The 23,048-nt window shown below is 62.8% G+C and carries 17 protein-coding genes; 12 read left to right on the top strand and 5 right to left on the bottom strand.

All coding sequences use genetic code 11. The features are described 5' to 3' along the window. Nucleotides 1–30: 30 nt before the first annotated feature. Together TU73_RS24685 and TU73_RS24680 are read right to left on the bottom strand one after the other, a co-directional pair. Nucleotides 31–3,105, bottom strand: a complete 3,075-nt coding sequence (locus tag TU73_RS24685) for an efflux RND transporter permease subunit (protein WP_057014386.1) — start codon at nt 3,103–3,105, stop codon at nt 31–33. A gap of 2 nt (nt 3,106–3,107) precedes the next feature. Next, the gene (locus TU73_RS24680) at nt 3,108–4,214 is read right to left on the bottom strand and encodes an efflux RND transporter periplasmic adaptor subunit (RefSeq protein WP_057014385.1); all 1,107 of its coding nucleotides are present in this window, start codon (nt 4,212–4,214) and stop codon (nt 3,108–3,110) included. A gap of 101 nt (nt 4,215–4,315) precedes the next feature. Here TU73_RS24680 and TU73_RS24675 point away from each other — a divergent pair, with 101 nt between their 5' ends. From TU73_RS24675 to TU73_RS24660, 4 genes are all read left to right on the top strand, one after another. Continuing rightward, on the top strand, nt 4,316–5,521 hold the full coding sequence (locus TU73_RS24675) for a Bcr/CflA family efflux MFS transporter (protein ID WP_057014384.1): 1,206 nt from the start codon (nt 4,316–4,318) through the stop codon (nt 5,519–5,521). 75 nt (nt 5,522–5,596) lie between these two features. Continuing rightward, the gene (locus TU73_RS24670; RefSeq protein WP_057014383.1) at nt 5,597–6,463 is read left to right on the top strand and encodes a pirin family protein; all 867 of its coding nucleotides are present in this window, start codon (nt 5,597–5,599) and stop codon (nt 6,461–6,463) included. A gap of 124 nt (nt 6,464–6,587) precedes the next feature. Continuing rightward, on the top strand, nt 6,588–8,033 hold the full coding sequence (locus tag TU73_RS24665) for a mechanosensitive ion channel family protein (RefSeq protein ID WP_057014382.1): 1,446 nt from the start codon (nt 6,588–6,590) through the stop codon (nt 8,031–8,033). 93 nt (nt 8,034–8,126) lie between these two features. Continuing rightward, nucleotides 8,127–8,564, top strand: a complete 438-nt coding sequence (locus tag TU73_RS24660) for a carboxymuconolactone decarboxylase family protein (protein ID WP_057014381.1) — start codon at nt 8,127–8,129, stop codon at nt 8,562–8,564. A 19-nt stretch (nt 8,565–8,583) separates the two neighbouring features. Here the strand turns inward: TU73_RS24660 and TU73_RS24655 are convergent, their stop codons facing one another. Beyond that, nucleotides 8,584–10,734, bottom strand: coding sequence for a TonB-dependent siderophore receptor (locus tag TU73_RS24655; RefSeq protein WP_057014380.1), 2,151 nt, complete (start codon nt 10,732–10,734; stop codon nt 8,584–8,586). Between the two features lie 190 nt (nt 10,735–10,924). Here TU73_RS24655 and TU73_RS24650 point away from each other — a divergent pair, with 190 nt between their 5' ends. Next, nucleotides 10,925–11,704, top strand: a complete 780-nt coding sequence (locus TU73_RS24650) for an acetoin reductase (protein ID WP_057014379.1) — start codon at nt 10,925–10,927, stop codon at nt 11,702–11,704. A 510-nt stretch (nt 11,705–12,214) separates the two neighbouring features. Here TU73_RS24650 and TU73_RS24645 read toward each other — a convergent pair. After that, nucleotides 12,215–14,071: a sigma-54-dependent Fis family transcriptional regulator gene (locus tag TU73_RS24645; protein ID WP_057014378.1), complete on the bottom strand. Its 1,857-nt coding sequence runs from the start codon at nt 14,069–14,071 to the stop codon at nt 12,215–12,217. 309 nt (nt 14,072–14,380) lie between these two features. On the opposite strand from TU73_RS24645, the gene TU73_RS24640 reads away from it, so the two are divergent. From TU73_RS24640 to TU73_RS24630, 3 genes are read left to right on the top strand one after another with little or no spacing between them, the layout of a single operon-like run. Beyond that, nucleotides 14,381–15,358, top strand: coding sequence for a thiamine pyrophosphate-dependent dehydrogenase E1 component subunit alpha (locus tag TU73_RS24640; protein ID WP_057014377.1), 978 nt, complete (start codon nt 14,381–14,383; stop codon nt 15,356–15,358). Nucleotides 15,359–15,384: 26 nt separating this feature from the next. Next, nucleotides 15,385–16,404: an alpha-ketoacid dehydrogenase subunit beta gene (locus TU73_RS24635; protein ID WP_057014376.1), complete on the top strand. Its 1,020-nt coding sequence runs from the start codon at nt 15,385–15,387 to the stop codon at nt 16,402–16,404. Beyond that, the gene (locus TU73_RS24630; RefSeq protein WP_057014375.1) at nt 16,401–17,504 is read left to right on the top strand and encodes an acetoin dehydrogenase dihydrolipoyllysine-residue acetyltransferase subunit; all 1,104 of its coding nucleotides are present in this window, start codon (nt 16,401–16,403) and stop codon (nt 17,502–17,504) included. The genes TU73_RS24635 and TU73_RS24630 overlap by 4 nt, the downstream gene beginning before the upstream one ends. Nucleotides 17,505–17,558: 54 nt before the next feature. Here TU73_RS24630 and TU73_RS24625 read toward each other — a convergent pair whose 3' ends face one another. Next, nucleotides 17,559–18,455, bottom strand: coding sequence for a helix-turn-helix domain-containing protein (locus tag TU73_RS24625; protein ID WP_057014374.1), 897 nt, complete (start codon nt 18,453–18,455; stop codon nt 17,559–17,561). 138 nt (nt 18,456–18,593) lie between these two features. On the opposite strand from TU73_RS24625, the gene TU73_RS24620 reads away from it, so the two are divergent. From TU73_RS24620 to TU73_RS24605, 4 genes are read left to right on the top strand one after another with little or no spacing between them, the layout of a single operon-like run. After that, nucleotides 18,594–19,952, top strand: a complete 1,359-nt coding sequence (locus TU73_RS24620) for a glutamine synthetase family protein (RefSeq protein WP_057014444.1) — start codon at nt 18,594–18,596, stop codon at nt 19,950–19,952. A 25-nt stretch (nt 19,953–19,977) separates the two neighbouring features. Then, the gene (locus TU73_RS24615; RefSeq protein WP_057014373.1) at nt 19,978–21,066 is read left to right on the top strand and encodes a polyamine ABC transporter substrate-binding protein; all 1,089 of its coding nucleotides are present in this window, start codon (nt 19,978–19,980) and stop codon (nt 21,064–21,066) included. Further along, nucleotides 21,063–22,355 carry an NAD(P)/FAD-dependent oxidoreductase gene (locus tag TU73_RS24610; RefSeq protein WP_057014372.1) on the top strand — a complete coding sequence of 431 codons (1,293 nt, stop codon included), beginning with the start codon at nt 21,063–21,065 and terminating at the stop codon, nt 22,353–22,355. Before TU73_RS24615 ends, TU73_RS24610 begins: the two co-directional genes overlap by 4 nt. 29 nt (nt 22,356–22,384) lie before the next feature. Next, nucleotides 22,385–22,660, top strand: coding sequence for an EamA family transporter (locus tag TU73_RS24605; RefSeq protein WP_082642664.1), 276 nt, complete (start codon nt 22,385–22,387; stop codon nt 22,658–22,660). The last annotated feature ends 388 nt before the right edge of the window (nt 22,661–23,048 follow it).

The raw sequence follows: 23,048 nt of genomic DNA, 5'->3' as shown, positions 1-23,048 counted from the left end.
GCAGGGGTTTTCAGGGCGGGGGAGTAGAGCTTATCCGGCGTTTACGTGGGACGTTTCGGCAACCTCGTCGCGTAGCACCAGGCTGCACAGCGCCGGCAGGAACAACAGTGTCAGCACCGTGCCCACCAGCACCCCGCCAATCAACACATAGGCCAGGGACGACCAGAACACCGACAGCGTCAGCGGAATAAACGCCAGCGCCGCTGCCAGTGCGGTGAGGATCACCGGTCGCGCTCGGCGCACCGTGGCCTCGATGATTGCCTCGCGAATCGCCATGCCGTGGTCCTGGTTCTGGCGAATCTGGTCGGTGAAGATCAACGTGTTACGCATCAGGATGCCGCCGATGCCGATCAAGCCAAGGATCGCGTTAAACCCAAACGGCTGGTTGAACAGTAGCAAGGTCGGCACCGCGCCGATCAAGCCCAGGGGCGCAGTGGCGAAGACCATCAACATCACGCCGAAGGACCGCACCTGGAACATGATCACCGTGAGGGTCAGCAGGATCATGATCGGGAACAATGCCGCCAGCGCCACGTTGGCCTTGGCGCTTTCTTCCACCGGGCCGCCGATGTCGATGTGGTAGTCGGGCGGCAGCTTGGCGATCAGCGGTTGCAGGTCTTTGTACACGGCCATTTCCACGTCGGGCGGTTGCACCCCGTCGATGATGTCGGCGCGCACTTCCACGGTGGTTGCGCGGTTGCGGCGCTTGAGGATCGGCTCTTCCATCACCGCCTGGAAATGCCCGACCTGGGCCAGCGGCACCGACGTGCCGGCGCTGTTGGTCAGGGTCATGTTGTTGAGGTTGGCGAGGTCCTCGCGCTGGTTGCCTTGGGCGCGGGCCACCACGGATACGGTGCGGTTGCCCTCGCGCACTTCGGTGATCGGGTTGCCGCTGAGCAGGGCGTTGAGCTGGGATTTGACCTCGTCGGGGGTGAAACCCAGCAAGCGCAGGCGATCCTGGTCCAACACCAGGCGATAACCGCTGGCGCGCTCGCCCCATTCGAGGAAGGTGTCACGGGTCAGCCGATTGGCGGCCACCACTTGGCGCACTTGCTCGGACAGCCCGCGCAGCTCGTCCAGGTTGGGCCCGGATACACGGAACACCACGGGGAACGGCACCGGCGGGCCGAACACCAATTGCGTGACACGCACCCGCGCCGCTGGAAACTCACCCGCCGCGATGCGCTCGCGCATGCGCACTTTCAAAGCATCGCGGGCGTGGGAGTCCGGGGTTTGCACGATCAACTTGGCGAATGCCGGGTCGGGCATTTCCGGGTTCAGCGACAGGAAAAACCGCGGTGCGCCGCCGCCGACATAGGTGTCGACCATGCTCGTCTGCGGCTCTTGCAGCAGGGCTTGCTCCACCTGCGCCGCCACCGCCTCAGTGCTTTTGAAGGCGCTGCCGGGCGGCATGTACACTTCCAGAATCAGCTCCGAACGGTCGGAGTCGGGGAAGAACTGTTTCTTCACCACCGCCATACCCAGGCCGCACAGCACAAACGCGGCCACCACCAGCCCGGTCACCAGCCAGCGCCCGCGCACGCAGGCCTCCACCAAGCGACGGAGTTTCTGATAGTAACGCCCGGCATAAATCGCCTCATGCCCGCCGGGCACAGGCTTGATCTGCGGCAACAGCTTCACGCCTAGGTACGGGGTAAACACCACCGCCACCAACCACGATGAAATCAATGCAAAGCCGACGATCCAGAAGATGTTCCCGGCGTACTCGCCCGCTCCGGAGCGCGCAAACCCCACGGGTAAAAAGCCGATGATCGTCACCAGCGTACCGGTCAGCATGGGCGCAGCTGTGGAGCTCCAGGCGTAGGTCGCCGCATGGATACGATCAAAGCCTTCTTCGAGTTTCACCACCATCATTTCGATGGCAATGATCGCGTCATCCACCAGCAAGCCCAGGGAAATGATCAGCGCGCCGAGGGTGACGCGGTCGAATTCGCGCCCGGTGACCAGCATGATCACGAACACGATCGACAGCGTCAGCGGCACGGCTGCCGCCACCACCAGGCCCACGCGAAAGCCCAGGGCCAGCAGGCTGATCAGCATCACCACGGCCAGGGCGACGAAGAACTTGAGCATGAACTCATTCACCGCCAGGCTGATGTTTTTCGCCTGGTCGGAGACCTTGACGAAGTTCACGCCCAGGGGCAGGTCGGCGCGGATGTTGGCTTCCTGGGCCTGCAGGCTCTGGTCCAGCTCCAGGCCGTTCCAGTGTTTCTCCATGATCACCCCGAGCATCAACGCCGGGTCGCCCTGATGGCGGATGCGGTAGCTGGGCGGGTCCTCATAACCGCGGCTGACGCTGGCGACATCGGCAATGCGCAGCACCCGGCCATTGACTTGCAGGGGCACGTTTTCAATCAGCGCCAGGCTGTCGAAGGCACCGTCGATACGGATATACGCACGGGCGCCAGCGGTCTCGACAAAGCCCGAGGGCGCCACCGCGTTCTGGGCGGCGAGGGCGGCAAAAATCTGCTCGGGCTTGATGCCCAGGGTCGCCAGGCGCTCATAGGAAAACTCGACAAACACCCGCTGGGCCTGCTCGCCAAGAATATTGACCTTTTTCACCCCCGGCAGGTTGAGCAAACCCTGGCGCAGGGTCTCGGCCATTTGCACTTGCTGGCGATGGGGCAGGTGTTCGGCTTCCAGGGCGTACAGAGCGAAATACACATCAGAGTATTCATCGTTGAAAAACGGCCCGATCACGCCTTTGGGCAGTTGCGCGGCTTCGTCACTGAGCTTCTTGCGGGTCTGGTAGAACAGTGCCTGGATTTCGCTCGGGCGTGTGGATTCGAGAAAGGTCATGCGCATCGACACAAAACCCGGCTGGGCGATGGTCTCGACGCGGTCGTAGTAGTCCAGCTCCTGCAGGCGTTTTTCCAGGCGGTCGGCTACCTGCTCCTGCATCTCCTGGGCGGTAGCACCGGGCCAGGCGGCGGTGATGGTCATGACCTTGACGGTAAACGAGGGGTCTTCGGCGCGCCCGAGTTTGCCGAACGCGAACAGTCCGGCGACCAGGATTGCAATAAGCAAGAACAGCGTCACTGCGCGGTGTTTGACCGCCAGTTCAGAGAGGTTAAGCCCGTGCATGGTCATTGGTCCTGCTTGCGGTTGAGGGCCAGGGCCTGGGCGGGTAGCAAGCGTACCTTGTCACCGCTGTGCAGCAGGTGCGCCCCCAGGGCGACGATGGTTTGCCCAGGTAGCACGCCACTGTCGAGCAGGGCGTCTTCCTGGCCGAGGCGGGCGACTTTCACCGGCGCGAAGGTCAGTGTGTTGTCATCGCCGATCAGCCACACGCCGGGGCCTTGGCCTGCGTCCTGCAATGCGCCAATTGGCACGCGGGTTTGCGCGGCCTGGCCGTTGCCTTGCAGGCGTACGGTGATAGTGGAGCCGAGGGCGAAGCGTTCGACGGCGCCGTGCAACACATAGCGGGCGCGGTAGGTGCGGGTGATGGGGTCGGCGCTGGCGGACAGCTCGCGCAGGCTCGCGGCCACGGCCTGGTCGGGGGCGCCGAAGGGGAAGGCCAGGGCTTTTTGCGCGGCCAGGTCGCGCTGGTTTTCCGGCAGGTTGACGATGGCTTCACGGGCGCCGTCGTGGGCCAGGCGCGCGACGATTTGCCCTTCGGCCACCACTTGGCCGCGGTCGGCTCGCACGTCGGTGATGATGCCGTCGCCATCGGCCTTGAGCACCGAGTAGGTGCGGCGGTTTTCGATCTGGCTGGCATCGGACTGCGCCGCGGCCAGTTCCGCCTCGGCAACACGCAGGTTGGTGGCCGACTGGTCGAAGATCTGCCGTGACACTGCGCCGGTACTGGCCAGGCGCTGGTAGCGGTTTTCATCGTCGCGGCGTTGGCGCAACTGGGCCTGGGCGGCGTTGACGCGGTTTTTGGCCGAGCGCAGGGCCAGTTCGAAGTCGCCGATGTCCAGCACCAGCAAGGTATCGCCACGGGCAACGCGCTGGCCGGGGTCGACCTTGCGCTCGATCACCTTGCCGCTGACCCGGAAGCCCAGGTCGCTTTCGGTGCGGGCAGCGACCACACCGGTATACGCGCTTTGCTGGGTGCCGGCGGCTTCAACGGTGGCCGCCAATACGGGGCGAGGCTGCGGCGCTTGAGCGGCATTGTCAGCTTGGCCGTGGCAGCCACCGAGCACTATCAACAGGGCCAGGGGCGTGAGAAGACGCAGGGGGAGAGGGGGCATGGCGGGCTCCAGGGATAACCATCGGGCAAAAAATTATGGACATAATTTTTTACGCATATTATGGTCGAAATATAAATTAATCCAGCCCCCGGATAATCCCCATGGCAATCGCCCCGGCACCTTCACGCAGCTTGTTGTTATTACTGGTTGCCCTCACGGCCTTGGGTGAAGTCTCGACCCAGTTGATCATTCCGGGCCTGGGCGCCATCGAGCAGGCGCTGGCGGCGCCGGTGGGCTCGGCACTGCTGGCGCTGTCGGCGTTTGTCGGCGCCTTTGGCCTGGGGCAGTTGCTGTTCGGGCCGCTGTCGGACCGTATTGGCCGACGCCCGGTATTGATCGCCGGCTTGGCGTTGTATGTGCTGGCCACCCTATCGATGCTACTGGTCAGCGATATCCAGCAATTTATCCTCGCTCGCGTGTTCCAGGGCCTGGGCGCGTGCGCCGCGTTGGTATTGGCCCGCACGGTGGTGCGCGATGTGTGGAAAGCCGAGGCGGGCCCGGCCCTGGCGCTGACCATGATCGGCATGCTGTACGCCATCGTCGTCGCGCCGATACTTGGCGGCCTGTTGATCAAGCTGCTGGGGTGGCGCGCCCCGATCAGCCTGGCCCTGCTGATCGGCAGCCTGGTGCTGGTGCTGGCGTTGCTGTACTTTCGCGAGAGTAACCACCACCTCGATCCCAAGGCCGCGCACTGGCGCACCCTCGGCGGGCAATACCTGGACCTGCTCAAGGGCCGCCAGTACCGGGCCTATGCCGTCGCCCTGGCCTGCACCTACGGCGCCATGTTTGCGGTGATCGCCGGCTCCTCGGCGGTATTCATCAACCTGCTGGGGTTCAGCAGCCTGGAGTACGGCCTCAACTTCGGATTGATCGTGTCGATGCTGATCGTGGGCTCCACCTATACCCGGCGTAATATCCAGCGCCTGGGGCCGCAGCGGATTGTGGCGATGGGCGTGACAATAGTCGCGCTCGGCGGGGTGGCGGCGCTGGTGATCTACGCGCTGTTCGGGCTGTCGGTAGTGGGACTGGATGTGCCCATTGCCCTGGCCACCCTCGGCGGCGGCCTGGTGTTGCCCGGTGCGGTGACCGGTGCGGTGATGCCCAATGCGCATCGTGCCGGTTTGGCGGCGGGGCTGATGGGGTTCGCGCAGATGTTCGGTGCCACCTGCAGCGGTTTGCTGTTGAGCCAGCTGCGCGATGGCAGTGCCGCGCCGATGGTGATTATTCAAGCCGGGTTTGCGCTGTCGGCCTTTGTTGCATTCCACCTGTTGCGCCAGCGCCAGGCTAAAGCACTGTCCTATATATAGAACGATCAGGGCCGGTTTTGCCGTCTAGTGCTCAGGGGGGAGGCGTTTTATTGTGTACCCACTTTGGAGGTACACATGAAAAAGCTGATTGGTATCTACACCAGCCCCCGCGCCCATTGGGTCGGCGATGGCTTCCCGGTACGCACCTTGTTTTCCTACGACACCATGGGCAAGCACATCAGCCCATTCCTGTTGCTGGACCACGCCGGGCCGGCCGAATTCACGCCCACCGAACAGCGCCGTGGCGTCGGTCAACACCCGCATCGCGGCTTTGAAACCGTGACTATCGTTTACGACGGCGAAGTCGAGCACCGCGATTCTACCGGTGCCGGCGGCAAAATCGGCCCCGGCGATGTGCAATGGATGACCGCCGCCAAGGGCATTCTCCACGAGGAGTTCCACTCCCAGGACTTCGCCCGTCGCGGCGGGGCGCTGGAAATGGTGCAACTGTGGGTCAACCTGCCGGCCAAGGACAAAATGGCCGACGCCGGTTACCAGACCATCATCGATGGCGACATTCCGGTGCTGCCACTGGCGAACGACGCTGGCAACCTGCGCCTGATCGCCGGTGAATTCGCTGACGCTCATGGCCCGGCCCATACCTTCACGCCGATTGACGTGTGGGACTTGCGCCTCAATGCCGGTAAGGCGGTGACACTGGACCTGCACGCCGGGCGTAATACGGCGCTGGTGATCCTCAGCGGCACTGTGCTGGTCAATGGCGAGGAAGTTGCGCGCCAAGGGCAGCTGGCGCTGTTCGAGCGTGACGGTGACCAGCTCACCCTGGAGTCGAATGACGACGCCAAGGTGTTGCTGCTCAGCGGCGAACCCATCGACGAGCCCATCGTCGGCCACGGTCCGTTCGTGATGAACACCGAGCAGGAGATCCACCAGGCGTTCGCCGACTTCCAGTCGGGCAAGTTCGGGCAGATGCACGCCTGAATGCCGGGTTGGTTTAAATAACCCTTGTGGGAGGGGGCTTGCCCTCTCCCACATTTTTTCCTGCGCTATACCCGTCTTATCGATTTCATGCGATCTTCTCGGCATTCGCCCTGGAGTCGCCTGGATGCCCTCATTTATCGCTGATCACCCGATGCTGTGCGCCGTGGCGTTGATCTTTATCGACATCGCCGTGTGGCGTCTTATCTCCGCCGACCTGGCCAACTGGAAACTCGCCGCGCGGTTGGTGATTTTCGCGGTATTCAGCGTCGTGTTGTTCAATGACGGCATGAACCCCATGCAAACGGCGCCCTACGCTGACGATACCACCTTGCACCTGGCCGCCACGGCGTTGCAGATCGGTTGGTGGTTGTTTGCCGCACGCACCCTGACGGTATTGCTCGGCGCGGTGATGATGCAGCGGGTCGGGCATACCGGGCGCTTGCTGCAGGACTTGATGGGCGCGGTGATCTTCCTGATTGCAATCATCGCCGCCATGGCCTACGTGCTCGACCTGCCGGTCAAGGGCGTGCTGGCCACCTCCGGTGCGGTGGCGATCATCGTCGGCCTGGCGTTGCAAAGCACCCTGAGCGACGTGTTTTCCGGGATCGTCCTCAATACCACCAAGCCTTACCAGATCGATGACTGGATCTCCATCGACGGCACCGAAGGCCGTGTCACCGATATCGACTGGCGCGCCACGCGTTTGCAAACCTCCCAGGGCAGCCTGGCGGTCATCCCCAACTCCCTGGCGGCCAAGGCCAAGATCATCAACTTCTCGCGGCCGGCGGACATGTTCGGCCTGGCAGTGAGCCTGCAAGTCAGCCCCCACGCACGTCCGCAAACCGTGATCGAGGCCCTGGAACGGGCAATGCAGGGCTGCCGGCCATTGCTGGCCCAGCCGGCCCCGAGCGTGGCGTTCAAGGCTTCGACCAGTGGCGGCGTCGAATATGAAATCAGCGGCTTCGTGCCGGCCATGGGTCTCAAGCGCGAAACCCGCAACCTGCTTTACGATTTGGCCTACCGGCACTTGCAGGCGGCGGGTGTGGGCCTGTTGTCTGCCACCGAGGGCAGCACGCCGCCAGCAGCGTCCGGCGCACGGGCGTTGCTTGAACGCTCGTCGATTTTCTCCACCTTGCGTCAGGAAGAAAAAGACACTTTCAGCCAGAACATGACCCTGCATACCTACCGCGCCGGCGAGATGATTTTGGCGGCGGGGGAGGTCAGCGATCACTTGTTCATCATCGAATCCGGCGTGGTCTCGGTGCTGTTGGTCAAGGACGGGCACAAGTTCGAGGCCGGGCGCATGGGCCCCGGGGAGGTGATCGGCGAATCCGGCATCCTCTCGGAACAGGCGGCGCTGGCGGATTTTTCGGCCAAGACCTACTGCACGCTTTATCGCATCGAAAATGAATACCTCAAGCCCTGCCTGGACGCGCGGCATGATATCGGCGAAGCCATGAAGGCGCTGCTGGACTTCCGTCGGCATGCCGCCCAGGCCCTGACCGAAGACGCGCCCGTGGTGCCGGTGAAGAAGGGTTTCCTGCAGTGGCTGCGCAAGCGTGGGCTGTAGATTGGTCACCTGTTCTTCGCCCGGATTGGCTATTCCTCCAGGACGCCTTGGTGACTAACCTGCTCATCCATCCCAGCGTTCTGGAGCAACACCATGCAAACCCGTACCGATTTCTACACCGCTTCCCCCGACGCCATGAAAGCCATGCTCGCCCTGGAAGCGGCGGTCGGCAAACTTTCCATCGAATTGCCGCTGCTGGAACTGGTGCGCCTGCGCGTCTCGCAGATCAACGGCTGCGCGTTCTGCCTGGACATGCACACCGCCGACGCCCGCAAGGGTGGCGAAACCGAGCGGCGTTTGTACACCGTGTCGGCCTGGCGCGAGACCCCCTTCTTTACCCCGCGTGAACGCGCAGCGCTGGCCTGGGCTGAAAGCCTGACCCTGCTCAGCCAGACCCACGCCCCGGATGAAGACTTCAATGCCCTGGCCGCCGAGTTCAGCCCACAGGAACAAGTCGACCTGAGCGTGGCCATCGCCACCATCAACAGCTGGAACCGCCTGGCGGTGGGCTTTCGCAAGATGCCCAAGTAACTCCTGTAGGGCGAGTGAATCAGAAATTCACCGATGCACTCAAGCGCGCCGTCAACGGCGCGCCCTGGAACAGGTAGTCATCGCCCATGTACTCGCCCGCATCGCGCCAGTAGCGCTTGTCGAACAGGTTGTCGACGCTCAGGCGAAACACCGTTTCATACCCGTCGACCTTGGTGGTGTAGCGGCTGCCGACATTGACCACTGCATAGTCGCCCACCTCCACAGTGCCGTTGCGGTTGGCCGACTTCTTGGCGCTGTATTGCACACCGCCCAGCACCGCCAGGCCATTGACCCACGGCAACGCATAGTCGGCGTACACACTGGCACGCAGCTTGGGCACGTTGATCGCCTGGTGACCTTCATAGTCCGGGGTGCCGCTGCCGCTCACCCGTGCGCGGATAGCCGCGACGCTGGTTGCGATTTGCAGGCGCTCGGTGGCCCAGCCGTTGGCGGACAGTTCCAGGCCGGTGTTTTTCTGCTGGCCCTGTTGCACATAGGTAAAGTTGCCCGCGCCATCCGGCTTGGAATACTGGTAGGCCTGGCGTGTCTGGAACACCGCGACGGCGAAGCTGATGCGGCGCCAATCGTACTTCACCCCGGCTTCGATCTGCCGTGAAGTGGTGGGCGCCAGGGTTTCGCTGCTGTTGGTGGCGAACCACGGCGCGGTGCCGCCCAGGGACAGGCCCTTGCTGTAGCTGGTATAGAGCGAGATGTTCTCAATCGGCTTATAGATCAGCGAGGCCTGGGGCAGGAATACATACTGCTGGGTATGCCGTGACTCAATGCCGTTCTTGTCGAAAGCCTTTTCATCCAGGCGCACTTCACGCCCGCCAAGGATGGTTTGCCATTGCTCATTGAAGCGAATGCGGTCGGTGACGAACAGGCCGTACTGGCGGCTGTCGAGGTTGCGATGGCTATCATTGAGCGGCTTGTCGGTGGGTGGGAAGCTCGGCGCATCCTGATGGATATTGCCGCTGCCGATGTATTCATTGACCGAGTCGCGCTTGTCGACCACCCGGCGAAACGCACTGGTGCCGAAGGTCAACTCATGGCCCAGGCCGGCGGTGTCGAACAGCCCGGTCATGGCCGCCTGGATTTCATCATCGCGGCGGGTGTCGTCGGGGCTGCGGTAGTCGTAGATGTCGTAGTCGCCTTCGGGGCTGAAGGTGTTGGCATTGCAGTTGCTGACGTAATAACAGCCCCAGGCAAACGAACTGTAGTCATCAATCACCACCTTGCTACGCGCCGCGCTGATATTGCTTTTCCACTGGTCGCTGAAACGGTACTCGAACTTGCCGTTGAGGTTCAGCGAATCGATCCCCACCTGCTTGCCGCCGCTCTGGTGCCCCAGCAGCTTCTTCGGCGAGGCGTCGTGGGGTACTTCGGTGCCACCCAACAGTTGGTAACCCGGCACCGAGCGCTGTTGCTTGTTCTGGTATTCGGCATCCAGTTGCAGCAGGGCGTCGGGGCTGATGTTCCAGTCCAAGGCCAGGGATACAAAATCGCGCTGGCCATTGGCGTGTTCCACATAGGAATTGAGGTCTTCATGGGCGACGTTGGCGCGCAGGCCCAATTGCTGCTCGCTGCCAAACCAGCCACCGACGTCCGTGGCGATATAGCCGCTGCCGCGATCATCGGTAGAGACGGTTACCGAGCGTACATCCTCGGGGCGCTTGGTCACGTAGTTGATCACGCCGCTGGGCTCGGAAATACCGCTCTGCAACCCGGCCAGGCCCTTGAGCACTTCCACCTGCTGCTTGTTTTCCAGGGCGACATTCTGCTCGCCGGTGATGGTGCGCCCGTTGATCTTGTAGCTGCTGGCCGCATTCAGCGAGAAGCCACGCACCACGAAGTTTTCGTAATAGCCGATGGGCGCATAGCTGTCGCCCACCGAAGCATCGTTGCGCAGCACTTCACTGAGCAGGCGCGCTTGCTGATCCTTGATCAGGGCGGCGTTGATCACCGTGATCGAGGCCGGCGTGTCCAGCAACGGTGCTTCATCGAAACCGCCCACAGAGGCAGTTTCGTTACGGTAGCCGGACTCATCCTGCCCCTGGACCTTGACCGCCGGCAGTTCAATCTCCGCGGCCAGGCTGCTGCCGATGCCGCCGCTGAGCAGCAGGCCGAGAGCCAAACGTGTACTGACGACGGGACGAAAACGCAAAACCATGGGGCAGGGCCTTATAGCGCAGGGCGGGGGCGCATAAGCTAGGCATAACGGCCAGGTATTACAAGCGTTCGATATGCGGGCGTGCGCTGAGACACTGCGTCTCAACCCCCACGCCAAACCCCTTGCGCCTCGACAGCCCCTGCGGGCATCTGCGATAGACAAGGCTCTCTCATCCTTGCAGGAGATCATCATGAGTATCGCTGGAAAAGTTGCGCTGGTGACCGGCGCCGGGCAGGGCATTGGCCGGGCCATCGCCCTGCGCCTGGCACAGGACGGTGCCGACATCGCCCTGGTCGACATCAATGGCGCCAAGCTTGAAGCCGTAGCCGCAGAAGTGGTGGCCCTGGGGCGCAAGGCCTCGGTGTTTATCGCCGACGTGTCCAAGCGTGATCAGGTGGTGGCGGCAGTTGAGCATGCGCACCAGACCCTTGGCGGCTTCGACATTATCGTCAACAACGCCGGGGTTGCGCAGATCGACTCGTTGCTGGATGTCAGCCCGGAACAGGTCGAGCGTACCCTTGGTATCAATGTGCAAGGCGTGCTGTGGGGTATCCAGGCCGCCGCCAAGAAATTCAAGGCGCTCAAGCAAAAGGGCAAGATCATCAATGCCTGCTCTATTGCCGGCCATGAAGGCTTTGCGCTGCTGGGCGTGTACTCGGCCACCAAGTTCGCCGTGCGTGCCCTGACCCAGGCGGCGGCCAAGGAACTGGCAAGCGCCGGGATCACGGTCAATGCCTACTGCCCAGGCGTGGTGGGCACCGATATGTGGGTGGAGATCGACAAGCGCATGGCCGAGATTACCGGGGCCGAAGTGGGGGCGACCTACAAGAAGTACGTGGACGGGATTGCCTTGGGCCGTGCGCAAACGCCCGAGGATGTGGCGGGGTTGGTGGCCTACCTGGCCGGGCCGGACGCGGATTACATGACCGGGCAAGCGCCGTTGATCGACGGTGGCCTTGTCTACCGCTGATCTCTCAAGAGCTGCTCGGTCAAATGTGGGAGGGGGCTTGCCCCGGTAATCACGATGCGAAGCGAGCCGCTCTTGATCTTGCTCTGCTTTTGATCTCAGGCCCCCGTTAAACCACGCTGGCCGGAATTCGACAGGGATTTGGGGGGTAAACCGGCAGGGATGCCGGTTTAGCCGCCCCGCGCCATGGATGGCGCGTGGCGGCGGCCCCCCAAATCCCTGTCGGATTACGGGCACACCGAGCCTGGGCGAGGTGCCGAGTGGTGGGGCAAGAGCCCTTTGGTTACTTTGGGGCTCTTTTCCAAAGTGACCCGCTGTAAAAGCGGAACCAATAGCAGCCGTTGCCCAAATAACGGATATGTACTCGGTCAAAGTCCAACATTCTGGTCGGCTGCCAGGCCGCCATCGGGAGCAAGCCCCCTCCCACATTTGGATCGTGGTGCATCAGTTAGATAGCTATAGGCTGCCAAGGAGCAAGTCGCACCGCCCCCCCACATGTTTGACCTCGTTATGTCAGTGCTTGCCGGGCATATCGATGCCCAGTTGGTTGACCCGGCGGTACAGGGTCGCCCGGGAAATACCCAGCGCCTGGGCCGTCGGCAACGGCTTCCAGCGGTGCCGAACCAACGCGTCCAGCACCACCTGACGTTCGGGGCTCACGCTCGGTTCTGCAACCAGCGAAACCTGTTCGCCGCGCACTTGCACCGGTAGATCCGCCAACTGGATGGTCCCGCCCTCACACACAGCACAGGCATACGCCAGTACATGGTGCAACTGACGCACATTGCCCGGCCAGGCATAGCCCAGCAGCCGTTCCAGTGCGGCCTGGCCGATGCCCACCGAGACGCCGCCGCGTGCTTGCTGCTCCAGCAACCGGTTGATCAATGCCAGCTTGTCACTGCGCTCGCGCAGCGGCGGCAGGCAGAAGCGGGCGCAGCCGAGGCGAAAGTACAGGTCTTCGCGAAAGCGCCCGTCGCTGACCAGCGCGGCCAGGTCACGGTGACTGGCGCAGATCACTTGGATGTCCACCGTGCGGCTCTTGGCCCCGCCCAGGGGCGCGACTTCACCTTCGGCCATCACCCGCAGCAGGCGTGTCTGCAACGCCAACGGCATATCGCCGATTTCATCGAGGAACAACGTACCGCCATCGGCCTGCACCAACAGCCCCGCCATGCCTTTGCTGGATGCACCGGTAAAAGCCCCGGCCACATAGCCGAACAGCTCGCTTTCAATCAGGTTCTCGGGGATCGCTGCGCAGTTGACCGCGACAAAGGGCCCCGTACGGCGGGCGCTGCGTTCGTGCAGTTGGCGAGCGAAAACTTCCTTGCCGGCGCCGGTTTCCCCCTGCACCAGTACCGGCAGGTTGCGGTCCTTGACGCGCACGGCCAGGCGCAGGTGTTCTTCCACCCGCGGGTCGACTTGAGTGTGCGCAACGGCTCGCGGCGGTTTGCGTCGCGGGGTATTGACCCGCACGTGCAATACGCCAGGCTCACCCCGCCATTGCAGGTGTTGGGTCGATTGGTCCGTCACCGAGCGCAACGCATCCAGGTCGAACACTTCACCGATGTAGTCGGGCACCTGGCCGAAGCGCCGGCGCAGTGCCTGGCGGGCCTTGCTGTTCAGGGCCTGTAGCCGGCCGTCCTGATCCCAGGCCAACAGCAGGTCCGGCTGACTGTCCACATAGCCCGGTGTGCTGCGGGCCTGGAGCACCCAATGCTCGCGGGCGCTGTGCATGAAGAAAGCGTTTTCGATGGCTTGCGCACTCTGCGCCACCATCTGCCGCACCAGGTGCTGGCTGCGTCGGTCATCCGGGGATTTGAGCGCCGAGGCGTCCATCACCCCCAGCAGGTTGCCCTGGGGGTCGAAGATCGGGGCGGCGGAACAGGTCAGGCCGATAAAGGCGGCACGGAAATGGTCGCGCTTGTGCACGGTCACGGCGGCTTTGCTGGTCAGCACCGTGGCCACGCCGCAGGTGCCTTCCTCGGCTTCTGACCAGCAGGTGCCGAGGTACAGGCCGGCTTTGCGACAGTCACTGCGAATGGCGGTGTCCACGCGGTGGTCGAGGGTCTGGCCCTGGGCATCGGTGAGCATCACGCAGTAGTCGGCATGGCGCACACGGTGGTGCAGTTGCCCGACTTCTTCGCCGGCGATGCGCATGAACAGCTCAGCGCGCTCGCGGCATTCCTTGAGCAGGGGTTCGGTGAGAATGCGCGGCCCCTGCAGCGACCCGGGGTCGAGGTGGTATTGCTCCATGGACCGGCGCCATGAATCGAAAATCAGCGACGGCACTGGCGCCTGGGGCAGTCGATCGGCATTGCGGACCACGCGACTGACGCAGTCGACGTGTTCTCTGGAGTTCGCGGCGAGCATAAGGCCTCCGGTTCTCGATCCTTGTTGTTATGCCCGCCATTAAGCGCCCATGGGCGCCGACCGACAAGGTTGGCCTGACCAACAGCCAGCGCTGAGACGCAGCGTCTCAGTCCGCCTGAGACGGAGCCTGCACAGTGCAATGCCGGGTCTCATTCTGCGCTGGCATGGCGCAGCGGCACAACCGTCCGGCACTGCTCTGGGTCAAGGCTTTGCCGGTTTTTCGTGGGCCTTGGCACAGCCTGTGCTCAAGCGCTTACAGCTGGCCGCAGCCAGCCTTTTGTGTGTCGAGACAACCTGGAGAACAACAAGATGTCCACTCACCTGTCCACCGATCAATTGCTGCATGCCTACACGGTGATGCGCACCATCCGTGATTTCGAAGAACGCCTGCATGTGGAATTCGCCACCGGCGAGATCCCTGGTTTCGTGCACCTGTATGCCGGCCAGGAGGCCAGCGCTGCCGGGGTCATGGCGCACCTCAACGATGAAGACTGCATCGCCTCCAACCACCGTGGTCACGGCCATTGCATCGCCAAGGGCGTGGATGTGTTCGGCATGATGGCCGAGATCTACGGCAAGAAAACCGGCGTGTGCGGCGGCAAGGGCGGTTCCATGCATATTGCCGACCAGGAGAAGGGCATGCTCGGCGCCAACGGCATTGTCGGTGCCGGTGCGCCGTTGGCGGCAGGCGCTGCGCTGGCCTCCAAGCTCAAGGGCAGCCGGGGCGTGGCCGTGGCGTTCTTCGGCGACGGCGGCGCCAACGAGGGCGCGGTGTTCGAGGCGATGAACCTGGCGTCGATCATGAAACTGCCGTGCCTGTTCGTCGCCGAAAACAACGGCTATGCCGAGGCCACCGGTTCCGGCTGGTCGGTGGCGTGCAAGGACATTGCCGAGCGGGCAGTGGGCTTTGGCATGCCGGGGGTGATTGTCGATGGCAATGATTTCTTCGCGGTGCACGCGGCGCTGGGCGTGGCGGTGGAGCGCGCACGCCAGGGCGAGGGGCCGACCTTGGTGGAAGTAAAGCTCAGTCGCTTCTATGGCCACTTTGAAGGCGATGCACAAACCTACCGCGGCCCGGATGAAGTCAAGAACCTGCGCGAATCCCACGACTGCCTCGTCCTGTTCCGCCAGCGCTGCGATACCGAAGGCTGGCTCGATGCCGCGCAGTTCGAACGTATCGACGGCGAGGTCGCGCAGTTGATCGACGACGCCGTGCGCCTGGCCAAGTCCGATCCCAAGCCCCAGGCCGCCGATCTGCTCAGTGATGTCTACGTCGCTTACCGCTAATAACAACAACAGGTGGAGAAAACCCCATGGCTCGCAAAATCAGCTATCAGCAGGCAATCAACGAAGCCCTGGCCCAGGAAATGCGCCGGGACCAGAGCGTGTTCATTATTGGCCAGGATGTGTCCGGCGGCACCGGTTCGCCGGGCGAGCAGGACGCCTGGGGGGGTGTGCTGGGAGTAACCAAAGGCCTTTACCCTGAGTTCCCGGAGCGCGTACTCGATGCGCCGTTGTCCGAAGTCGGCTACGTCGGCATGGCCGTCGGCGCCGCCACCCGTGGCATGCGCCCGGTGTGCGAATTGATGTTTGTCGACTTTATCGGCTGCTGCCTCGACCAGTTGCTCAACCAGGCCGCCAAGTTTCGCTACATGTTCGGCGGCAAGACCACCACGCCGCTGGTAGTGCGCGCCATGTACGGCGCCGGCCTGCGCGCGGCCGCCCAGCATTCGCAGATGCTCACCTCGATGTGGACGCACATTCCCGGCCTCAAGGTGGTGTGCCCGGCTACGCCGTATGACGCCAAGGGCATGTTGATCCAGGCGATCCGCGACAACGACCCGGTGATCTTCCTCGAGCACAAGATGCTCTACAGCCTGCAAGGCGAAGTGCCGGAAGAGCTCTACACCGTGCCGTTCGGCGAGGCCAATTTTGTGCGCGAAGGTCGCGATGTGACCCTGGTGACCTACGGGCGCATGGTGCATATCGCCCTGGACGCCGCCGCCAACCTGGCGCGCCAGGGCATCGACTGCGAGGTGCTGGACCTGCGTACCACAAGCCCGCTGGACGAAGACAGCATCCTTGAGAGTGTGGAAAAAACCGGACGCCTGGTGGTGATCGACGAGTCCAACCCGCGTTGTTCCATCGCCACCGACATCAGTGCGTTGGTGGCCCAGCAAGGCTTTTCTTTCCTGCGTGCGCCGATCGAGATGGTCACCGCGCCGCACACGCCGGTGCCGTTTTCCGATGCCCTGGAAGACCTGTACATCCCCAACGCGGCGAAGATCGAGGCCGCGGTGCTGAAGATCGCCGACAGGAGGAATGCCGCATGATCCATACCTTGACCATGCCCAAGTGGGGGCTGTCGATGACAGAAGGCCGCATCGATGTCTGGCTCAAGCAGCCCGGCGACCGGGTGGAGAAGGGCGAGGAAGTGTTGGACGTGGAAACCGACAAGATCTCCAGCAGTGTCGAGGCGCCGTTCAGCGGCGTATTGCGCCGGGTGCTGGCGCTGAGCGACGAGACCTTGCCGGTGGGCGCGCTGTTGGGAATCGTGGTGGAAGGAGAGGCCAGCGAGGCGCAGATCGATGCGGTGATCGAAAGCTTCAACGCCGGCTTTGTCTCCAGCCGCACCGAAGCCGAAGCCACCGGGCCGAGTGCGCAGAAGATCGAGGTGGACGGGCGCCTGTTGCGCTATCTCGACCTGGGCGAAGGCCCAACGCCGCTGGTGCTGGTGCATGGTTTTGGCGGCGACTTGAACAACTGGCTGTTCAACCAACCGGCCCTGGCCGCCGAACGCCGGGTGATCGCGCTGGACTTGCCAGGGCATGGCGAGTCGGGCAAGGCCCTGCAAACGGGGGACGCCGAGGAACTGAGCCAGGCCGTACTGGCCTTGCTCGATCACCTGCAACTCGACCGCGTACACCTGGCCGGGCACTCCATGGGCGGGCTGGTCAGCCTGACGGTCGCGCGCCAGGCACCGGCACGCGTTGCCTCACTGACCCTGATCGCCAGCGCCGGGCTGGGGGCGGCTATCAATGGCGATTACCTGCACGGTTTTACCGAGGCCAACAACCGTAATGCGCTCAAGCCGCAACTGGTGCAACTGTTCAGCGACCCGGCGCTGGTGACGCGGCAGATGCTGGAGGACATGCTCAAGTTCAAGCGCTTGGAAGGCGTGGATCAGGCCTTGAAGCAACTCAATGCCCAACTGTTTGAAGGCGGGCGCCAGCGCGTGGATTTGCGCAATGTGGTGGGTCAGCAACCGAGCCTGGTGATCTGGGGCAGTGACGATGCAATCATCCCCGCCGACCATGCCCAGGGCCTGGAGGCCCAGGTGGAGATCCTGCCGGGGCAGGGGCATATGGTGCAGTTGGAAGCGGCAGAACACGTCAACCAACTGATCGCAACTTTCCTCAAATCCCAGCCTTGAAATGCGATCCACTGTGGGAGGGAGCAAGCTCCCTCCCACATTTTTGACTGCATATCACAGTGAGCGCTTGAGCGTTTCGCTGGGCAGTTCCTTGAACAATGCTCGATAGCTGTTAGAGAACCGCCCCAAATGCCAGAACGACCAGTTCATCGCCACTTCGGCGACGGTGGTGCAAGATGAATTGAGCAATTCCCGCCGCGCCCCATTCAACCGGCGCAACCTTAACCACTGCGCCGGGCTCATCCCGGTATAGGTCTTGAAGCCTTGCTGCAATTGGCGCAACGGCACGCCGGCAATCTGCGCCAGTTCCAGCAGGTTGACGCTTTCATCCGGCGCATCCGCCGCCCATTCGCCGATGCGCGCCATCAACCGGCGTGCTTCGCTGCGCTTTTGCAATGAGCCGCGGTCCAGGCACACGCAGGCGTTGTCGAGGATAAACAGGCAGTCGTCGAGCAGTTGCTGGGTAAGGGCATCGCGGCTGATGGGGTCGGCCAGTGCCGACAGACGCGTCAGCGTGCCACTGAGCCAGCGGGTGAACAGTGCGTTCTGCTGGCACCTCAGCGGTGCCATGAACAACCCTTCAAGTCTTGCTACGTCCAGCCCATGACGCTGCACAAACTGCGGGCCGAACACCACCGCCACTTCACGGTAGTTCTCCGGGGTGATCCAGGTGTTGCGGCTTTCTCCATTGAGCATATACAGGCTGTTGTCGCTGCCGTCGAAACAGAACGCCAGGGCTCCGGGTGGTGCGTTGAAATGCTGTTCCACGCGGGTGTTCATGCGCTCCTCGTACACCTGCACGCCTTGCAGGTCGAGGTAGCGCACCCGTCCGGCAAAATGCCCGGGGGACATCTGCTGGTACTGCTGCACCCAACCGGGTGTCGCACTGCATTGGGCGGCCACATCGCCGGTAGCGAAGGCCTGTACGCGCAAAGCGGTTGCCTGTGTCATGGGTGATCCGTGCGCACTCTATTGGTGCGTTGTGCTGCGTGCAAAGTGGATAGATGCGGTTTGAAGGCTGGCTCAAGATAGACCTCAATGCGCCGCAAGTACAAGCCGGCGTCGCATCCCACCCAAGATGAGGTCTTTATGAACGCCCCCTTCGATCAGCTCTCCACCTGGCTGAAAGAACACAAGATTACCGAAGTCGAATGCGTGATCAGTGATTTGACTGGCATCGCGCGCGGCAAGATCGCACCCACCAACAAGTTCCTGCATGAGCGAGGCATGCGCCTGCCGGAAAGTGTGTTGCTGCAAACGGTAACCGGGGACTTTGTCGACGACGATATCTACTACGACCTGCTCGACCCGGCCGATATCGACATGATCTGCCGCCCGGTGGCCAACGCCACCTACGTGGTGCCCTGGGCCATCGAACCCACTGCCATCGTGATTCACGACACCTTCGACAAACAGGGCAACCCCATCGAACTGTCGCCGCGCAACGTGCTCAAGAAAGTCTTGCAGCTCTACACCGACCAGGGCTGGCAGCCGATTGTCGCGCCGGAAATGGAGTTCTACCTGACCCAGCGCTGCGAAGACCCGGACCTGCCGTTGAAGACGCCTATCGGCCGCTCCGGGCGTGCCGAGACCGGGCGCCAGTCGTTTTCCATCGACGCCGCCAACGAATTCGACCCGCTGTTCGAAGACGTCTATGACTGGTGCGAAGCCCAGGGCCTGGACCTCGACACGCTGATCCACGAAGACGGCCCGGCGCAGATGGAAATCAACTTTCGCCACGGCGATGCCCTGGACCTGGCCGACCAGATCACCGTGTTCAAGCGCACCCTGCGTGAGGCCGCGCTCAAGCACAACGTCGCCGCGACCTTCATGGCCAAGCCGGTGGCCGATGAGCCGGGCAGTGCCATGCACCTGCACCAGAGCGTGGTGGAGATCGCCACCGGCAAACCGGTGTTCGTCGATGCCGACGGCCGCATGACACCCTTGTTTTTGCATCACATCGGCGGCTTGCAGCAGTACATCCCCAAGCTGCTGCCGATGTTTGCGCCCAACGTCAACTCGTTCCGCCGCTTCCTGCCCGACACTTCGGCGCCGGTCAACGTCGAGTGGGGCGAAGAGAACCGCACCGTCGGTCTGCGTGTGCCCACTTCCAGCCCGGAGGCGATGCGCGTGGAGAACCGCTTGCCGGGGGCAGATGCCAACCCGTACCTGGCGATTGCCGCCAGCCTGCTGTGTGGCTACCTGGGCATGATCGAGCAGATCGAACCCAGTGCGCCGGTGGAAGGCCGCGCCTATGAACGGCGCAACCTGCGCCTGCCATTCACCCTGGAGGATGCCCTGGCACGCATGGAGGACTGCGACACGGTTAAGCAGTACCTGGGAGAGAAATTCGTGCGCGGCTACGTCGCGGTCAAGCGCGCCGAGCATGAGAATTTCAAACGGGTGATCAGTTCCTGGGAGCGTGAGTTCCTGCTATTAAGTGTCTGACAACAATCATAAAAGGGGTGTCGATATGCGTCTTGTGAACAAGCTTTTCCCGCTGGCCCTGGTGGCGGCGTTCAGCAGTGCCGGGCAGGCCGCGCCGACGGTCAGCGTCTATAACTGGACTGATTACATTGGCGAGACCACCCTGGCGGATTTCCAGGCCGCAACCTCGATCAAGGTGATCTACGACGTGTTCGACTCCAATGAAACCCTGGAGGGCAAGTTGCTGGCCGGGCGTACCGGCTATGACGTGGTGGTGCCGTCCAACCATTTCCTGGCGCGCCAGGTGAAGGCCGGCGCGTTCCTCAAGCTCGACCGTGCGCAGTTGCCCAACTTCAAGAACCTCGACCCCAAGCTGCTCAAGTTGCTGGAACAGAACGACCCGGGTAACGCGCATTCGGTGCCGTACCTGTGGGGCACCAATGGCATCGGCTACAACGTCGACAAGGTCAAGCAGGTGCTGGGCATCGACCATATCGATTCGTGGGCGGTGCTGTTCGAGCCCGAGAACATCAAGAAGCTCAACCAGTGCGGCGTGGCCTTCCTCGACTCGGCGGACGAGCTGTTCCCGGCGATCCTCAACTACATGGGCAAGGACCCACGCAGCGAGAATCCCGACGACTACAAGCAGGCCGAAGCCAAGCTGCTGACGTTGCGGCCGTACGTTACCTACTTCCATTCCTCCAAGTACATTTCGGACCTGGCCAACGGCGATATTTGCGTCGCGTTCGGCTATTCCGGCGATGTATTCCAGGCCGCCAACCGCGCCAAGGAAGCCAAGAATGGGGTGAACATTGCCTACTCGATTCCCAAGGAAGGCTCCAACCTGTGGTTCGACCTGCTGGCGATCCCGGCAGACGCCACCAACCCCAAGCAGGCCCACGCCTTTATCAACTACCTGCTCGACCCCGAAGTGATCGCCAAGGTCAGCGCCTCGGTGGGCTACGCCAACGCCAACCCGGCGGCCAAGCCGTTCATGGCTCCGGAACTGGTGGACAACCCCGAGGTGTACCCGCCCCAGGCAGTGCTCCACAAACTCTATATTTCCACCACGCCGACCCCGGCAACCATGCGCCTGATGACCCGCGCCTGGAGCAAAGTGAAGACCAACAAATGATTCTGTCCCATGACCACGCCCAGTCCTATTATCGTGCCTCGGCCCACGCATTGCCTGAGCGCGCCGCCCTGGGTACAGACCTGAGCGCCGATGTGTGTGTGATCGGCGGCGGTTTTACCGGCGTCAACACCGCCATCGAACTGGCCCAGCGCGGGCTCTCGGTGATCCTGCTGGAAGCTCGGCGCATTGGCTGGGGTGCCAGTGGGCGCAACGGCGGGCAGTTGATCCGTGGCATCGGCCATGATGTCTCGGGGTTTGCCAAATATGTGGGTGAGCAGGGCGTGCGTTACCTGGAGCGGGCCGGCATCGACTCGGTGGCGCTGGTGGGCCAGCGCATTGTCGAGCATGGCATCGATTGCGACCTGCGCTGGGGCTTCTGTGAGCTGGCCAATACCCCGGCGCAGTTTGCCGCGTTCAAGGGCGAACAGGCGCACCTGGCGACCCTGGGCTATGCCCCTGAAACCCGACTGGTCGGTGCGCAGGATATGGCGCAAGTGGTGGGCTCGACGGTGTATGCCGGTGGCCTGGTCGACATGGGCTCAGGGCATCTGCACCCGCTCAACCTGGTGCTGGGCGAGGCCCAGGTGGCCGAGGCTCTCGGCGTGAAGATCTTCGAGCACACGCCAGTACTGGAACTGATCCATGGCGATACCGTGCAGGTGCGCTGCGCCGCTGGCACTGTGCGCGCCACCCACCTGGTGCTGGCGTGTAATGCACACCTGGAGGACCTGGAACCGCGTTTGAGCGGCAAGGTGCTGCCGGCCGGCAGTTACATCATCGCTACCGAACCGCTGCCTGAACGCGTGGCGCAACAGTTGATCCCACAGAACCTGGCGCTGTGCGACCAAAAAGTCGGGCTGGATTACTACCGGCTTTCCGCTGACCGCCGCCTGTTGTTCGGTGGCGCCTGCCATTACTCGGGGCGCGATCCCCAGGACATCGCCGCGTACATGCGCCCGAAAATGCTCAAGGTATTCCCGCAACTGGCCAGCGCCGCCATCGAGTTCCAGTGGGGCGGCAAGATCGGCATCACCGCCAACCGCTTTCCCCAGGTCGGGCGGTTGCAGCAGTACCCGAATGTGTTCTATGCCCAGGGCTATTCCGGCCATGGCCTCAACGTGACGCACTTGTGCGCACGGCTGCTGGCCGAAGCGATTCACGCCGGCAGCAGCCGCGGCCTGGATATCTTCAGCCAGGTGCCGCACATGACCTTCCCGGGCGGCAAGGCATTGCGCTCGCCGCTGCTGGCGCTGGGCATGTTGTGGTATCGCTTGCGCGAGATGCTCTGAGCCCAGGCGGTGTTTAAAGGGGCGGTGCAGTGTGGCGAAAAGCGGAAGGGCTTTTTTCAAGACACTTTTTCCGTTCCTTGCCTACCATCGTCGGGTACCGGGTATGGAACAACCTGATGAAGAAATACCCGACTTCGCGAATGGCGCCGTTGTTGTTGATGGTACCGGTATCTGGGCTGCTCACGTCCTATGTGTTCTTCGGCGAACAGCTGAGCCTGGGGCAGGGGGCTGCGATTGGGTTGGTGTTTGTGGGCATTGCGATTTTCGTCAATTCGGCGGGGATCATGGCGAGGTTGGCGCGCTAGAAATGTGGGGGGGGTGTGATGATTCGATGGCGGCCCCCCAAATCACTGGCGGATTACGGGCACACCGAGCCTAGGCGAGGTGCCGAGTGGTGGGGCAAGAGCCCTTTGGTTACTTTGGGGCTCTTTTCCAAAGTGACCCGCTGTCAGAGCGGAACCCTAAGTGGCCGTTACCGCAGGAATGGATATGTACCCGGTATAGCTGTGTCGCCTGTCAGGCCGCCTTCGCGAGCAAGCCCGCTCCCACAGTTTGATTGCGGGGTGTCAGGTAGATTGGCATCGGCTGGCAGGCCGTCATCGCAGGCAAGCCAGCTCCCACATTTGGATCGCGGTGCGTCAGCTAGATCAGCGTCGGCTGTCAGGCCGTCACGGGGGCAAGCCCCCTCCCACA

The sequence above is a fragment of the Pseudomonas libanensis genome (genome assembly GCF_001439685.1).
GTDB lineage: Bacteria > Pseudomonadota > Gammaproteobacteria > Pseudomonadales > Pseudomonadaceae > Aquipseudomonas > Aquipseudomonas libanensis.
This window is presented reverse-complemented; position numbering and strand designations above follow the sequence as displayed.

Coding starts and splice junctions, on each gene's coding strand:
- TU73_RS24685 (WP_057014386.1), bottom strand. CDS start 3,105: ATGCACGGGCTTAACCTCTCTGAACTGGCGGTCAAACACCGCGCAGTG.
- TU73_RS24680 (WP_057014385.1), bottom strand. CDS start 4,214: ATGCCCCCTCTCCCCCTGCGTCTTCTCACGCCCCTGGCCCTGTTGATA.
- TU73_RS24675 (WP_057014384.1), top strand. CDS start 4,316: ATGGCAATCGCCCCGGCACCTTCACGCAGCTTGTTGTTATTACTGGTT.
- TU73_RS24670 (WP_057014383.1), top strand. CDS start 5,597: ATGAAAAAGCTGATTGGTATCTACACCAGCCCCCGCGCCCATTGGGTC.
- TU73_RS24665 (WP_057014382.1), top strand. CDS start 6,588: ATGCCCTCATTTATCGCTGATCACCCGATGCTGTGCGCCGTGGCGTTG.
- TU73_RS24660 (WP_057014381.1), top strand. CDS start 8,127: ATGCAAACCCGTACCGATTTCTACACCGCTTCCCCCGACGCCATGAAA.
- TU73_RS24655 (WP_057014380.1), bottom strand. CDS start 10,734: ATGGTTTTGCGTTTTCGTCCCGTCGTCAGTACACGTTTGGCTCTCGGC.
- TU73_RS24650 (WP_057014379.1), top strand. CDS start 10,925: ATGAGTATCGCTGGAAAAGTTGCGCTGGTGACCGGCGCCGGGCAGGGC.
- TU73_RS24645 (WP_057014378.1), bottom strand. CDS start 14,071: ATGCTCGCCGCGAACTCCAGAGAACACGTCGACTGCGTCAGTCGCGTG.
- TU73_RS24640 (WP_057014377.1), top strand. CDS start 14,381: ATGTCCACTCACCTGTCCACCGATCAATTGCTGCATGCCTACACGGTG.
- TU73_RS24635 (WP_057014376.1), top strand. CDS start 15,385: ATGGCTCGCAAAATCAGCTATCAGCAGGCAATCAACGAAGCCCTGGCC.
- TU73_RS24630 (WP_057014375.1), top strand. CDS start 16,401: ATGATCCATACCTTGACCATGCCCAAGTGGGGGCTGTCGATGACAGAA.
- TU73_RS24625 (WP_057014374.1), bottom strand. CDS start 18,455: ATGACACAGGCAACCGCTTTGCGCGTACAGGCCTTCGCTACCGGCGAT.
- TU73_RS24620 (WP_057014444.1), top strand. CDS start 18,594: ATGAACGCCCCCTTCGATCAGCTCTCCACCTGGCTGAAAGAACACAAG.
- TU73_RS24615 (WP_057014373.1), top strand. CDS start 19,978: ATGCGTCTTGTGAACAAGCTTTTCCCGCTGGCCCTGGTGGCGGCGTTC.
- TU73_RS24610 (WP_057014372.1), top strand. CDS start 21,063: ATGATTCTGTCCCATGACCACGCCCAGTCCTATTATCGTGCCTCGGCC.